Origin of the sequence: Rubritalea tangerina (assembly GCF_042683245.1) — a bacterium.
Lineage (GTDB): Bacteria > Verrucomicrobiota > Verrucomicrobiia > Verrucomicrobiales > Akkermansiaceae > Rubritalea > Rubritalea tangerina.
Map to the genome: position 1 here is coordinate 1 of NZ_JBHUJB010000031.1, position 14213 is coordinate 14213.

A 14213-nucleotide genomic window follows, 5' to 3' on the forward strand; every position below is an offset into this window, starting at 1 on the left:
ACAACTTACCCCTAACCAATAGAAAGGAAACAAACTTACCAGTTGACCTCTCTTCACATAAAAGCTCAATGAGTGGAGACTCATTGAGCTTATCTTATTTTGTAGAGGAATATTTTCCCTAGCTAGCAATTATGCGTATGAGGACAATGCTGGAATTGAGGGGGATGTTCAGGGGCGCTTGTCTCAATATGGGTGATGGGCTAGGAAGAGATTTTTTCGTTTCGAACGCCGACCTTGGACTTTTTAAGTTGTTCGAGGATCTCTTGGAGTTCTTTCACCTTATCTGGGTTATCTGTGGCGATATTTTTGGACTCACCTGGATCTTTGCTGAGATCGTAGAGTTGTGGTTTGCCTGGGCCCTTTTTATTTTTTCTGGGTTGGATGTATTTCCAGTCACCATGGCGGAGGGCGAGGATGCCAGCTTCTTCGAGCATGTAGGGGAGTCCTTTAGGATCCTTACCGAGGAGGGCTGGGAGCATGTTGCGTGAATCGATCGCTTCGTCATCGCCAAGCTTGACGTCAAGAAGTGCAGCGAAGCTGGCGAGGAAGTCAATTTGGTTCATCATTGCATCGGACTTACCTGGCTTAATTTTTGCGGGCCATTTGACGATGAATGGGACGCGTGTACCGCCTTCATAGATTTGGTATTTTCCGCCGCGGTAGATTCCTGAGCCATCGTGGCCACGGTCAGATTCTTTGGTGGAGGTAAGGACGGTGGTGCCATCTTTATAACCGTCGTCGTAGACTGGGCCGTTATCGCTAGAGAAGATGACGATGGTATTTTCTTCCATGCCATTTTCTTTCAGAGCTTTCATAATTTCACCTGTTGCCCAATCGAACGCAACCATTGCGTCGCCGCGGTATCCGAGTTCGGTTTTACCTTGGAAGCGTGGGTGTGGGGCACGTGGGACGTGGATATCTTGGGAGGCGAAATAGAGGAAGAAGGGTTCTTCTTTGCCTTTTTGTTTGGCGATATATTCTTTGGTTTGGTTTACGAATTCGTCGGCCATTGTTTCATCATCCCAGAGGGCTGATTTACCACCCCATTGGTATCCGATGCGGCCAATGCCATTGATAACCGATTGGTTGTGGCCGTGTGAGCTTTGGTAGTAAGTCATGGCTTCACGGTTGGTTTTACCATCCGGGTAGCGCGTGGACTTTTCATTTGGGCTTTCGTATTTACGGGTGACGTAGAGTGGGTCCTTCGGGTCGAGGTTACGTACGCGGTGGTTTACGACGTAGACACAGGGGACGCGGTCATTGGTGGAAGGGAGGAGGAAGGAGTAGTCGAAGCCGATTTCAAGTGGGCCAGGTTTGACATCACCATTCCAGTCAACAGGGGTGCCTTTTGCGCCGATACCGAGGTGCCATTTACCGATGACAGCGGTGTTGTATCCTGCTTTTTTGAAGAGTTTAGGCAGGGTGATTTTATCTTGAGGGATACAGAGGGGGGCGTTAGGTGGGAGGATTCTGACGCCATTACGGAAGCCGTGGATACCTGTAAGCATGGAGAAGCGCGACGGCGTGCATGTGGCTGCGGAGCAATGACCATCCGTGAACATGAGGCCTTCGCTGACCATTTTATCGATATTAGGGGTAGGGATCATTTTTGAGCCGTAAGCACCGACATCGCCATAGCCGACGTCATCACCATAGATGATTATCACATTGGGGCGGTCGGCAGCCGATAAGGCGACACAGCTTGCTACAAAGAGAGCACTCGTGAGTTTAGGTAGAATAGTCATTACTGAAGTATGTGGGATCTAGCGAAAATATTACAGAGAAGTCAAAAATAAGCGATAATGGTGGTTCAGACTTGGAAAATGTGTGCTTGTGAGGGGGGAAGAAGTCTTGGGTATTCGCTTGAGTGTTGAGTGGCTCTGGTTCTATATTCCCACCCACAACCCAGCAGATGCAGAAACAATCACCCAAACCCGCAGGGACAGTGGGCATGCCAGCCATGCTTTGTGCTCTGACAGGAACCATCTTGGCTATCAGCCTTGAGATGATGGGGTTTTTGGTGCAGCCGAGTTTGATGTTGGCGCAATTTTGGGAGCGAGAGCCCTTTTATTTGGTCGACCCGTATGTGTTGAGGGGGGAATTGAATTGGGTGGGAGCTTTTTTGATGAGTTGGTCGATTGCGTATTTCACCTTGGATTGTACGAAGTCTTGGAGAAGAGTGATGGTGGGAGGAATGGCATTCATTTCGGTATTAGCCTTTGCGCCTAGCTTCATGTTATGGGGGATTTTGTGGTTACCTTTTGTATCATTGATTGCGTTGGCGTGGACGTGGGGCTGTGCTTTTTTGTACGCCTCGCAGCACACGATGCCAGCTGATTTAGCGGCTTCGCAGGAAGCGCTTGAGTTGAAAGTGGAGACGATTCCATTTCCTGTTAAAAAGAAGAAAGTGAAGTAAGCGGATGGCACGCGTAGATTATCCAGAACCGATTCGCGAGTTGATAGCGGAGTTGAAGCGGCTACCTGGTGTGGGGCCACGCAGTGCGGAGCGCATGGCAGTGTGGATGATTCAGCACAAGAAGCGCAATCCTGAGGAGCTTGCTACGGCATTGCTAGGGGCGCAGAGGGAGGTTTCATTGTGTGAGCAATGTGGATTTTTTTCGACGCATGAGAGTTGCGCGATCTGTGATGACATGAGTAGAGATCGTAAGACGATCTGTGTTGTGGAGCAGGCGACGGATGTATTGCCCCTGGAACGCAGTGGTGCATTCAGGGGCTATTATCATTGCTTGGGGGGGAAATTATCACCATTAGATAACATCACACCTGCAGATTTACGGATTGCTCAGTTATTGAAGCGGGTAGAAGCTGAGGGTGGGGTTGAGGTTATCTTAGCGCTCAGTTCAGACGTTGAAGGCGAGGCCACCGCAAATTATCTAGCGGAGGCGTTAGAGGGAAGGGAATGTCAAGTCACCCGCATTGCTCAAGGGTTACCAGCAGGTGGTGGACTTGAACATGCAGATGAGTTGACTTTGATGCGTGCACTACAGGGGCGCCGTTAGAAGGTGACTGTCAGTTCGGCTGTGGCAACGGTGGTAGGGTCGAAGCGTTGCTTGAGTGACTTATCGATACTTTTTTTATCGCGTTGGACTTTGCCGCGGAAGAGTTCTTTGTCATCAGCTGATTTAACGATGAGCTCTTTATCGAGGTCGACGAGTTGGTCGCTGAGTCGCAGCGTGAGTGAGGGGATGTTTTTGGTATCGAGAGTGATTGTTTGGCCAGAGACATTGGCAGTGACCTTTTGTCCCTTTTGAGGGTTTGGGTTTTCTAACCAATAGAATCGTTGGACTGTGACATCGTCTTGAAACCAGACAATGTGTTGAGGCCATGGGGATCTGGTTTTACTCGCCATCCAAGGAATAGCAACGGCGTCTTTCCCATCCATCCAGTGGCCGAGTTCGGGGTAGATAATCGTTTTGTGGGGGTAGGCACCTGGATGTTTAGCAGCAAGAGCATCGAGTTTTTTGCCCCACTCGGCGGCAATTTTATTACGATCGTAGGCAGCGTCCTTACCGCCGCACTGGATAAAGAAGGGGAGGTTGTAGAGGTTATCTGGTTGGGCTTCGTTAGGGTGACCTGCCATCATGGCTGCAGCGGCCCAGCGGTCAGCCATACGTGGGGCCAGTTGGTAGGTGCCATCCCCACCTGCTGAATATCCAGTGAGGTACACTTTGTTAGGGTTAACTCCTTTTAGTGCGACGAAGTTTTCGATGATGCGGTCAAACATCGGGTCGATGTGTGCTTCATGCCAGAGGTTCCAGGTATTGGTGGCGGCACGCGGCGCGAGGTAGTAACCTTCTTTTGGTTTGTAGAGGCGGATTTGGTTTTGCCATTGTCTATCATTGACGGCGGGAGGGGCACTGCCGCCGCCGTGCATAGAAATGTAGAGCGAGTGACCGCCTTCAGGTTCTTCACCGTATTTGAGGAAAGCGTAGGGGAGGGTTTTGCCATCGAGTTCGATTTTTTTATTATCGAAATCAGCTTGGCGTTCTTTGGTGAGGGTTTGTTTTTGTTTTTCGGTGGCTTCTTTAATGTAGGCGTTGGCTTCTGGTTGGCTGAGGCCAGCGGCGAGGCAGGCTGAGCTAAGGCAGAGCCAAGTGGTAAGGTGATTGAGCATGTCGGGTAGTCTGCATAGATGCGATGCTATGCAAAGACCTCTTTTATGACCGACCCTTTACGGCCAGCCATTTTGAATGGGCGCTTGCTTGCCGAGTAGATTGTTTCATCGAAATGAAGGCCCATGGCATGGCCGATGGTGGCATTAAAGTCTGAGGCTGTGACTGGCTTATCTGCGACGTTAGAAGCGGTGGCGTCGGTTTCACCATAGACCATTCCACCTTTGATTCCGCCACCGGCAAGGATGGTAGAGAAGGCTTTAGGGAAGTGGTCTCGGCCGCCATCTGGGGTGACTTTCGGGGTGCGTCCGAATTCGGTGGCGAGGACCACGAGTGTTGAGTCGAGGAGGCCTTTAGCCTTGAGGTCGATTAAGAGCGCGGACATGGCTTGGTCGAGAATGGGGAGTTTGTCTGCGGCTTGTTGGAAGTTGTCGTTATGCCAGTCGAATCCTCCGAGTTCGACTTCGACGGAGCGGACACCTTTCTCTACGAGGCGTCTCGCGAGGAGGCATCCTTTGGAGAACTGGCTTTCTCCGTAGAGTTTGTGGGTTACTGGTGATTCGTCTGAGAGGTCAAAGGCGTGGAGGTCCTCGCTTTTCATGAGTTTAACCGCTGAATCGTAGACTTCGTTATAGGCGCGGACCGTTTTGTGGCCAGCGTGGTATTTGGCATCGAATTCGGCATCGAGCAGCTTGCGCAATTCGAGTTGTTTCTTGAAATCCGACTCGGTGACATTCCTTTGTTTTTTTGAATTTTTAAGTCCTTCCATGGGGCTACCAATGGGCAGTGGTTGGAGGCTCGGTTCTAGGAAGCCAGCACCTGGGTGGTCATTGCCACAGCTGATGGTGACGTAGGATGGTATCGTTTGATTGAGTGGTTTGCTGAGTCGATTGATCCAACCACCGGCGGCTGGGTGGACGATGGAAGCGCGCTGGGTGTATCCGGTACGCATGAAGTAGCGGCCGGGGCCGTGGGCCCCTTGAGTTGAATTCATTGAGCGGATGATGGCGAGTTTGTCTGCTTGTTTTGCGAGCTGTGGGAGCCAATGACCGAATTGGATACCTGCGACATTGGTGGCGATGGCACGGGTGTCGCCCATGATAGGTGAGCCGGCACTTTCTTTGGGGTCGAAGGTGTCGACGTGGGTCATGCCACCAGACATGAAGAGGTAGATGACGTGTTTGGCTTTGCCTCCGCCGGCGGATTTGATGGCGGCGGCTTGGGCTGAGTTTGAGAAGAGGGTAGCCATAGAGCTACCGAGGGTGACTCCAAAACAGCTTTGGGCGGTGCGTGCGAGGAAGGCGCGGCGGTCGAGTTCAGACATAGGATTGGAATGGTTTTATTGGATGAAGAGGAAGCGCTTGGAGTTCAGCATGGCTTTAGCGAGGATCTTGATATCTTGGCGGCTACGAGCGACGTATTTGAGTTTTGTTTGTTCCTCGCGGGTCGGGTAGCAATTGTAGATTGAGAGGTAGAGGAGGTTGAGCCGATCCGCTTCGAGGCGGGCTGATTTCATTTGTTTGGCAAGAGAACCTCGTTCACCAGTGATGGCTTCGATTTGGCGGCCATTGAGCATGACGAGGGCCTGGGGGATAGAGGCGTGGGTGTGTTGGGCATCCGTGGTGACACGGTCGGAGGCGCCAAAGTCACGTGCGAAGCTGCCTGGTCGGAAGGGGGTAGCCATTTCGGAAGCGCGGAGGAATTTGTTGTCTTTAACTCGGAGGTTATTGCGCATGGTCATCATACTCATTTCCATTTTTTGTTCCTCTTGGATTTTTTGGCGGATTTCGTTGATTTTTTGGTAATTTCGTTTGAGTTCGCGTTCGCCACGTGTGACGGCGGCTTTATTTCCTTCTTTGCGTGCTTTTTCAATTTCGCTACGGAGGGTGCGGGACTTGTTGACGAGATCGCGGGTGGCGTCTTCGACGCGGTCTGCTTGATTATCGAGTTTGATAATTTCTTGGGGAGTGGCGGTGAGGAGCTTGTTGACCTCGGCGGTGTAGGAGGCCCATTTGTTTCTTTGTTGGAGGTTTTCTTGTCCGTCCACATTACCTTTTTCGAGAGTGAGCAAGGAATCATAGATTTGTTCAGCGCTCATGCGGCGAAGCAAGGGGCCGCGGAAATCGTGGACACGGCCATCTCTGATTTCGAAGTCACACATTGCGCGTTGGAATAGCTTGGTGTGGAAGATGACTCGGAGGGTTTCTCTGGTATCGAAGTCCGTGGCGTGGAGGATCTGTACGAGGGTGTCGAGTACATCTGGGTGCGCGATGTTGCTGCGGTCGGTCCAGTTATCGATGGGTTCGACGAGTCCGTATCCGAGGGCATGTTTCCAGAGGCGGTTGGCATAGACCTTGGAGAACATTGGGTTGGAGCGGGAGGTGATCCAGGCGCCCATTTCAGCGTGCGGTGAGGGGGCTTCGACGTTCTTTGGCATAGAGCCGAAGAGGACATTAGGGGTGACGACATCGCCAGGTTTGCCATCATTATATTTGTAATCGTCTGGAAGTTTGAGTGACTTACCATCGGATTTGGAGATGGCGTTATTGTTAAAGTTACGGAAGAGGCTGTTGATGTCACGGGCTTCTTCTTTATTTAGGCGTTGGCGTTCTCTCCTATCCTTTTTATTGAGTTGGTGCATGCCTGGTTGGCCCTGACGTTTGTAGGCGACGGTTTCACGAATTTTGTCACGGACTGTTTGGCTGCGGTAGTCGATTTCGGCGCCGAAGGCGGCAAGCTGGTAATATTGTTTTTGGGTCCAGTCTTCGAAGGGATGGTCATGGCACTGGGCGCAACCTATTTGGGTGCCGAGGAAGACTTTTGCGGTATTTGAGACGTTATCGAGTAACATGCCTCGGTCTCTGAGGTAGTAGCCGACGGCGGGGTTTTCTGAGCAATGGCCGGAAGCTGAGAGCATTTCATAGACGAGTTTGTCGTAGGGTTTATTTTGTTCGACTGAGTCGCGCAGCCAGAGTTGCCAGCCGAGTCCAAATTGGTCCTTGGTGCTCTGGACTCGGAGCATGTTGGCGTAGAAGTTAAAGAGGTGGGAGCTGAAGCCTGGGGAATAGACGAGTTGGTCGATGAGTTTGGTACGCTTCTGGCTATCGGTATTTTGAAGGAAAGATTTAGTTTCCTCCATCGTTGGGATGCGGCCGATGATGCTGAGATACGCGCGCCTGAGGAAGGTGGCGTCATCGATGATGGGATTTGGGTTGATACCTTTTTCCTTATTGGCTGACTCGATGATGTAGTCGATTTCCGCCCCTGAATTTGTGGCCATTTGCAAGGGGAGCTTTTCAGCGAACAAGGAGAGCGAGCTAGCTAAGAATGCGAGGGAGGAGATTTGTAAGCTTTTGAAAGTGAACATCGTGTGCGCGCGTGTTACGAGTGGTTGCTACCACTACCATAAGGGTGAAACCCTGGCACGTTACAAATGTTGCGTTTTTTTTGAACTTTTTGGGAGTGGGGTTCAAATGGAGGGGTCCCAGTTCTCCATGGACTTCCCACGGTTGGGGAGAAACATGCTCACGGCCCAGACAAGTGGGTAGGCGATGAGGCTCAGGCAAATGCCGGCAGAGAGAAAGCCGAGTACAAAGTCACCGATGTTTACGACGTGGGTGCCGGCGTCGATGAGGTGGCGTCCCATGAAGTCGATATGTGGTGCTTCAACAGGAAATTCGAATTTATCGATCACTGGGGGGCGGGGGATTCCAACGGAGGTGTGAAGCCAATGGCCGAACTGTTGTTGGATAACCATAATGGGGAGTTGGGTGAGCGGGTTGGTGATCCAGCAAGCAGCAAGGGCGACAGGTACATTTCCTCTGGCGCGCAGGCAGCCGAGGGCTGCGACGAGCATTTGTAGAGGAATGGGAAGCATGGCACAAAAGAGGCCAATGGAGAGACCATTAGCAACCGTTGCGCGGCAAGGTTTCCAGTAGCGTTTGTTAAAGATGGCTTGGGTGAAGGGGGTAAGCCACTTGATTTTGCGAATCCTAGGATGGCGCAGATAGCGATAGGTTCTGCGAACCATTCTGAGGTATTTACGCTTCATGGAACGAAAAGATTGAGAAGGAAATTAGTCCTCGAGTGGTACGATGCGGATGGAGCCTTTAGGTTTATCTTGGAGCTGGCTAGCGAGGGTGGTGCTTGGTTCTGATTCCGAAACGGGTGTGTCGTTTGCGTCTAGAGCATTCTTAAGCGCCCCTTCGACAAGTTGGCCACAGTGGATTTTCATGGGGGGGAGGGCACCAAGGTCGCCACTGAGTTCTTGAGCGTTGAGTTGGGAGGCTTCGTCGATGGTTTTGCCTTTGAGCATTTCTGTGGCCATGGAGGCAACGGCGATAGCAGTCTGGCATCCGAAGGACTGGAATGAGGCGCGGTCGATGACTTTTTTACCATCTTTTTCGGTAAATTTGAGCCACATCCGGAGCATATCACCGCAGTCTGGGGAGCCGACGGTACCGACGGAGTCGGCGTCTTGCATTTCTCCTTGGTTTTGCGGATTTGCTAGGGTTTCACGAACCTTGTCCTCAAAGTCACTCATGCGGGAAACATTGTTCGGGAAGCTTGCGCATGCAAGCAGAAGATGGTGGGGGGAACGAATTTTATTTTCTGGGTGTCGGGGGCTTGTCAATTGGATCTTTGTGGTTGATGGTGGCGGCCAAGGGTAATGGACAGGCATCGAGAAATCAGGGGCAGTAAAAAGCAAAGAGCGATTGGCAAGATAGCTGGTTGGGCTCTGCGTCTGGTGGGGGCGACATTGGACATCAAGGTCACGGATCATTCGGGCTTATCTGGCAGGACTGATCAGCCAGTGCTTTGGGCGTTTTGGCATAATACCGTCTTTGTGATGCCCTATGTGAGGTTGAAATTTTTTGCGCATCGGAGGGTGGTGGTTTTGACGAGTGCGAGCAAAGACGGAGCGGTGTTAGAGCACGCGGTGGGAGTGTGTGATATCGGAGCGGTACGCGGGTCTAGTTCAAGGCGTGCGGTGGCAGCGTTAGTAGCGTTGCGAAAAGCGATCAAGCAAGGGTTTGATGTTTGTATCACGCCGGATGGGCCGAGGGGGCCACGCTACCAGCTTCAGGCAGGCATCATCAAGATGGCGCAGGCTACGGCGACACCTGTGGTGCCGATTCGGGTGGAATTCGGGCGTTGTATTACGCTTGGAACTTGGGATGCGTTTCGGATACCGATCCCCTTTTCGAAGGTGCATGTTATCTTGGAGCAGCCGATGAATATCCCAGAGGAGATGGATGCTGAGGTCTTTGAAGGGCAGAGGCTTGAGTTGGAGGGGCGGATGCGAGTTGGATTAGAAGATATTTAGCTATTGTTTCTCATCGCTGGGGTCTTTAAGAAATGGCCATGCACAAAATTGATGGCAAACTCGTAGCAGAAAAGGTCCTATCAGAATGTTCTGATCAAATCACAGCTTTGAAAGCCAAAGGGATCACACCGGGGCTCGCAGTGGTTTTGATTGGGGAAGACCCAGCATCTAAGGTGTATGTTGGATCTAAAGCGCGCAAGTGTGAGGAGTTAGGCATTTACTCACGCAAGATCGAGATGCCAGCTGAGTCTACTCAGGAAGAAGTGATGGCAGTAGTAAACGAACTCAACAATGACCCTGCAATTCACGGGATCTTAGTTCAGTCACCACCGCCTGCGCACATTGATGAGGAAGCGATTGTCCGTGCAATCAACCCAGCGAAGGACGTGGATGGGTTTCACCCAGAAAATGTGGCTAAGTTAGCATTGGAAGATCCAAGTGGGTATGTGCCATGTACGCCAGCGGGCTGTATGCGTTTGCTAAAGGACGCGGGGATTGAGACATCAGGGGCTGAGGCCGTGGTGATTGGTCGCTCTATGATTGTGGGGAAGCCCATGGCCTTGTTGTTGATGGGTAAAGCTGGGAATGCGACAGTGACTGTTGCACACTCACGGACGAAAGATTTGGCTGAAGTTTGCCGACGTGCGGATATTATCATTGCAGCTATTGGTAAGCCTGAATTTGTGACGGCTGATATGGTGAAGGATGGTGCGACAGTGATCGATGTGGGAATCAACCGCGTGGAGGATGCTTCCAAGAAGAGCGGTTATAAATTGGTAGGTGATGTGGCCTACGATGAGGTAGCTCCAAAGTGTCAGGCAATCACGCCAGTACCTGGAGGTGTGGGACCAATGACGATCGCAATGCTTATGCAGAATACTGTGCAGGCGGCCAAGTTTGCCAATGGCTTAGCGTAGTGTGACGCCCTAAAATTTTACAAGACAAGCCTCTGTCGGATTGGATCTGGCGGAGGCTTTTTATGTTAAGATGCGAGCCCGCATGGTGTTGTTAGCATGATGCGGGCTCTGGTTATTGCGTTTTTAGCTTAGAAGAGTGCTCCGTAGCGTTGTTGGAGTTGGGCGTGCCATTTTTCTAGGAATGAGAGGTCTCGGAAGGTTTGTGGGAGTGTTTCTGGTGGTGGGGACTCAGAGAGGGTTTCGGTGAGAGTGTTGAGGGAGGACTCTACAGAATGGATGAGGAGGGTGAGTTGGTCTTGGAGGTGCATGGACTCAGGTTCTAACAATGCCTTGGCGAGAGCGCTGTTAGCTGATGATTTTTTACGGATGAAGGCATCTGTATTTTGGAGCAAGGAACCCACTTGCATGAAGAGGTCCATGAGGTGGTTACTGACAGCACCACGGGAATCGAATTCGATATTTGTGGCCTCCATGTAGGCTTGAAGTCTTTTGGAAGGAGACTTTAGGGTTTGGTAGGCGCGGTTGATTTGGTCAAAAGTGCTTCGCTCACCGCCTTTATCGGGGTGGTGCTGGGCAGCGAGATCACGGTAGAGGTTCTGGAGTTGGTCCTCGTCAACAAGGAGTGATGGGGGAAGCGAGAAGGTGGCAAAGGGGCTCATGCTTGTTTGGTGGAGGAAGTGAGGTGGTTGAGTGCGCGTTCTGCGGCAAAGAGGCCGACAGTGGCAGTCATATGAGTGATGGAGCCGTAACCGCTGGCACAGTTGAGGCGCATATCACGCCCATCGGCGTCAGTAGGGCGCTCACAGGAAACAGATCCATCGGCCTGAGGGAAGAGTGCCTGCTCGGTGGAATAGATAGCTTCGACACCGAACTTCTTTGGCTTCTTCTTTGTGGTATTCCCTTTTGGAAATCCGTACTGGCTGCGTAATTTTGTACGTACTTGAGCGAGGAGAGCGTCGTTAGTTACGCGTGTTAGGTCATCGACTTGAATGAGTGAAGGGTTGCGCAGGCCACCAGCTCCACCGCAGCAGATGATCGGGATTTGGCGTTTTTTGCATTCGGCGACGAGGTGGGTCTTTTCTTTGACCCGGTCGATTGCGTCGACGACTACATCATAGGAGGCATTGAAGAAGTCATTGGCTGATCTTTCTGAATAGAAGCCTTGGATATTGTTGACTTGGCATTCGGGGTTGATGGCTTGGATACGTGACTCCATGGCGTCGGTTTTTTGTTGGCCGATGTTGCCATCCATTGCATGCAGTTGGCGATTGATGTTGGTGGTACAAATTTCGTCGAGGTCGAGCATTGTGATTTGGCCGACACCGGAACGGGCGAGAGCCTCGACGGTCCATGAGCCAACACCTCCAATACCGACGACAGCAATATGTGCATTGGAGAAGGTCTCGAGAGCATCGACGCCGTAGAGCCGTGCGATGCCACCGAATCTGGCGATGGTATTTTCGGAGAGGTTCATGAAGGGTGACTAGATTGCTTGGCAGCGAGGTACGCGCAGATAGGCAATAAAAGCTAGAAAAATTCGCTTTGAGGGTAGGGATCAGAGCAAGCCGAGTTCTTTGGCTTTATAGAGGCTGGCGTGGATTTTGAAGTCGATCTGGTAGCCTTGCTGTTGTTTTTGGGCGAGGAAGGTATCGATGGACTCGAGAGGGACGAGGTGGACGGTGATGTCTTCACCTTCGACGCCTCCTCCTTCGTGTTCTTTTGTGAGTCCAGTGGCAGCGAACATATGGGTGACTTCAGGAGTCATGCCAGCAGAGGTGGGGCTTGCAAGTAGTTCCGTTATTTTGGAGGCACGGTAGCCAGTTTCCTCGAGCAATTCACGGCCAGCGCAGTCGGCGATGGTTTCCCCTTCAAATTCTGGCTCATCGCCTACTAAGCCAGCTGGCACTTCTATCACGCGTGCTTGCATTGGGATTCGAAATTGTTCAACGAGGACGATTTCTTTTTGGTCGGTAATTGGGAGGATCGTGGCACAGACGGAGGCGTTAGGGCGGAGGGCAAATTCCCAAGTGCCCCGTTGGTAGAGTCCTAGGTATTTTCCTTCGTGCAAGACGTCTATTTCGTTCATGCGCCTATCCAAGCGAGGAGATGGGCTGGAGTAAATTTCTTTTTATATTGAGGATCGTGTGGGGGGACGGATCCATCACGAAGTATGTCGGGTGGCACTCTAGGGGGGGGAGGGTTTTTACTGAGTGAAGTGTGTGAGCGCGACGATACCAATTGCCATGGCTAGCATCAGCAGTGAGGGGAGGGCTTTCACGAATGGGTCTTTCACTTTCAGATGCATACTGAATGCTCCAAGCATTAAGAAAATGAGAGTTAGAGCGGCTGGCATAGTAAATGATGGAAACCAGAGACCTAACAACAGGGATATTGCTATGAGGACTTTGAGAGTACCGATCAGATACATAAATATTGGCGGCAAGCCGTAGACCGCAAATTCTTCTCGCATAGAGTGCGCTGTTCCGCCTCGGTAGGGAGTCGATTTTTTTGCTCTGATGAGCCAGACGTTAAGTAACCCAAAAGCAACAATGAGGTGGAGACTGAATAGAAGAATATCCATCATGCTTCATTGTAGCAGAGAACCGGTAGGGGGTTCAATGAAGATACTAACAAAGGAGGTGGGGGTTATACCATCTCTCGGCTCGGAATAGACGAATGGGGTGTGGTTCAATCTTATGAAGTTTGCGCTTCGCGATTTTAGAGTAAATCGGATTATCTTACAGAATCTCGTCGTTGTCATTCAGTTGTCCCGCGCGTGCTGGACTCCTTCACTCCGCCTTGATATTCAGCAAGCTCATTCCGTCCATACCGTTTCTCTCAATGGTATTACTCTATCAGAAGCTTGGAGATAGGAAGTTATGGGAGCTTCCAATCGGCTTTAAGTTTTTGGTATTCGGCTTGAGGCAGGAGCACGTAGAGGGGAGATTTGTTGGGGTCAATTTTGCTAATGAGCAATCTGAGTTGAGCCTCAGGGAGTGTGGTGCAACCGGCGGTGGCTGATTTTCCGCCATTTCTCCAGATGTGGAAGAAGATTGCGGAGCCTGCGTTAGGTTTAGCTTTGGTTTTTGGAGTAGCAGTGTTGTGGCCGATATAGAGTTTGAGTGAATGGGGGTAATCGTTTTGTCGCATCTGCGCTTTCTTTTCCCAGGTTGTGGAGGGTTCATGATTGAGACGCAGGTGTCGGTTGTAGTACGGGGAGGAGGAGTCCTCGACCCAAAGGTCACGAGTGGTGACTTGGGTGTAAGGGAGTGATCTGTGTTTTTTGATACTTTTATGAACACCATAGGCACCACCAATTTGGAAGACTCCGGCTGGGGCGCGTTTATCTCCTTCGCGCTTGAGGTAAGGTTTGCTTTGGTAGGGATGGATTCCGCGTCCCCAAGCGAGGCCACTTTTTCCGAGTCTTCCGGTGACGGAGGCGGTGAGGGCCTTCCACTGATTGTCCTTACGTTCGTAGAGGGTGACTGTGACGTAGGAGGAATTCCAAGACTTAGCGGTGCCGACGACGACTTGGCGCGACTGTTGCGGGAGCTGCCAGGCTGAAATGGGGAGTGTGAGTGAGAGTAGGATGAAAAGCCAACGCATAGTATCTATAGTAATGCGTTGTTTGGTGATGGCTTGCAAGAACGAGTGTGTTTTGACTCTCGGTTTTATGTAGGGAGAGTGTGGAGCTGGAATGTGTGCATCAATTGCATTTGTGCTGTCGAAAGTTTATGAGAGTGTGGGGCAAGGATTGCTGCGCATCGCTATGGTGCTAGTTGGGAGAAATCGGAGAATGGGGGAAGGATTGTCTGACTCGGTGCCGTTTTTTTATCA

The 14213-nt window shown here is 51.3% G+C and carries 15 protein-coding genes; 4 read left to right on the top strand and 11 right to left on the bottom strand.

The window, feature by feature from the left end; translation table 11 throughout:
- Positions 1–200 precede the first annotated feature (200 nt).
- Complete coding sequence (locus tag ACFSW8_RS06885; protein WP_377090983.1) at positions 201–1745, bottom strand: sulfatase family protein; 1545 nt, start codon at positions 1743–1745, stop codon at positions 201–203.
- A gap of 167 nt (positions 1746–1912) precedes the next feature.
- Here ACFSW8_RS06885 and ACFSW8_RS06890 point away from each other — a divergent pair, with 167 nt between their 5' ends.
- Together ACFSW8_RS06890 and recR are read left to right on the top strand one after the other, a co-directional pair.
- Positions 1913–2416 (top strand): hypothetical protein, encoded by a 504-nt coding sequence (locus ACFSW8_RS06890; protein WP_377177799.1) that lies wholly within the window; start codon positions 1913–1915, stop codon positions 2414–2416.
- Between the two features lie 4 nt (positions 2417–2420).
- Complete coding sequence (gene recR, locus ACFSW8_RS06895) at positions 2421–3020, top strand: recombination mediator RecR (protein WP_377090980.1); 600 nt, start codon at positions 2421–2423, stop codon at positions 3018–3020.
- Here the strand turns inward: recR and ACFSW8_RS06900 are convergent.
- The 5 genes from ACFSW8_RS06900 to ACFSW8_RS06920 form a co-directional block, all read right to left on the bottom strand.
- The gene (locus ACFSW8_RS06900) at positions 3017–4135 is read right to left on the bottom strand and encodes a dienelactone hydrolase family protein (protein ID WP_377090979.1); all 1119 of its coding nucleotides are present in this window, start codon (positions 4133–4135) and stop codon (positions 3017–3019) included. The genes recR and ACFSW8_RS06900 overlap by 4 nt on opposite strands.
- A 26-nt stretch (positions 4136–4161) precedes the next feature.
- A complete protein-coding gene (locus ACFSW8_RS06905; RefSeq protein WP_377090977.1) occupies positions 4162–5457 on the bottom strand; it encodes a DUF1501 domain-containing protein in 1296 nt (431 codons plus the stop codon).
- 15 nt (positions 5458–5472) lie between these two features.
- Positions 5473–7413, bottom strand: a complete 1941-nt coding sequence (locus tag ACFSW8_RS06910) for a DUF1549 domain-containing protein (protein WP_377177801.1) — start codon at positions 7411–7413, stop codon at positions 5473–5475.
- Positions 7414–7602: 189 nt separating this feature from the next.
- Entirely contained in the window at positions 7603–8184 is a 582-nt protein-coding gene (locus tag ACFSW8_RS06915) for a DUF2062 domain-containing protein (protein ID WP_377090975.1), read from the bottom strand.
- 24 nt (positions 8185–8208) lie between these two features.
- Positions 8209–8676 carry an iron-sulfur cluster assembly scaffold protein gene (locus tag ACFSW8_RS06920; RefSeq protein WP_377177803.1) on the bottom strand — a complete coding sequence of 156 codons (468 nt, stop codon included), beginning with the start codon at positions 8674–8676 and terminating at the stop codon, positions 8209–8211.
- A gap of 126 nt (positions 8677–8802) precedes the next feature.
- Between ACFSW8_RS06920 and ACFSW8_RS06925 the strand changes: the two genes are divergently transcribed.
- Together ACFSW8_RS06925 and folD are read left to right on the top strand one after the other, a co-directional pair.
- On the top strand, positions 8803–9459 hold the full coding sequence (locus ACFSW8_RS06925) for a lysophospholipid acyltransferase family protein (protein ID WP_377090972.1): 657 nt from the start codon (positions 8803–8805) through the stop codon (positions 9457–9459).
- 38 nt (positions 9460–9497) lie between these two features.
- Positions 9498–10376 (top strand): bifunctional methylenetetrahydrofolate dehydrogenase/methenyltetrahydrofolate cyclohydrolase FolD, encoded by an 879-nt coding sequence (gene folD / locus ACFSW8_RS06930; protein WP_377091595.1) that lies wholly within the window; start codon positions 9498–9500, stop codon positions 10374–10376.
- Positions 10377–10504: 128 nt separating this feature from the next.
- Here the strand turns inward: folD and ACFSW8_RS06935 are convergent, their stop codons facing one another.
- From ACFSW8_RS06935 to ACFSW8_RS06955, 5 genes are all read right to left on the bottom strand, one after another.
- Positions 10505–11035 (bottom strand): J domain-containing protein, encoded by a 531-nt coding sequence (locus ACFSW8_RS06935; RefSeq protein ID WP_377090971.1) that lies wholly within the window; start codon positions 11033–11035, stop codon positions 10505–10507.
- Positions 11032–11850 carry a tRNA threonylcarbamoyladenosine dehydratase gene (locus ACFSW8_RS06940; RefSeq protein ID WP_377090970.1) on the bottom strand — a complete coding sequence of 273 codons (819 nt, stop codon included), beginning with the start codon at positions 11848–11850 and terminating at the stop codon, positions 11032–11034. Before ACFSW8_RS06940 ends, ACFSW8_RS06935 begins: the two co-directional genes overlap by 4 nt.
- 81 nt (positions 11851–11931) lie before the next feature.
- On the bottom strand, positions 11932–12462 hold the full coding sequence (locus tag ACFSW8_RS06945; protein ID WP_377090969.1) for an NUDIX hydrolase: 531 nt from the start codon (positions 12460–12462) through the stop codon (positions 11932–11934).
- A gap of 117 nt (positions 12463–12579) precedes the next feature.
- Positions 12580–12960 (bottom strand): DoxX family protein, encoded by a 381-nt coding sequence (locus ACFSW8_RS06950; RefSeq protein ID WP_377090968.1) that lies wholly within the window; start codon positions 12958–12960, stop codon positions 12580–12582.
- 293 nt (positions 12961–13253) lie between these two features.
- Complete coding sequence (locus ACFSW8_RS06955; protein ID WP_377177805.1) at positions 13254–13982, bottom strand: L,D-transpeptidase family protein; 729 nt, start codon at positions 13980–13982, stop codon at positions 13254–13256.
- Positions 13983–14213: the final 231 nt, after the last annotated feature.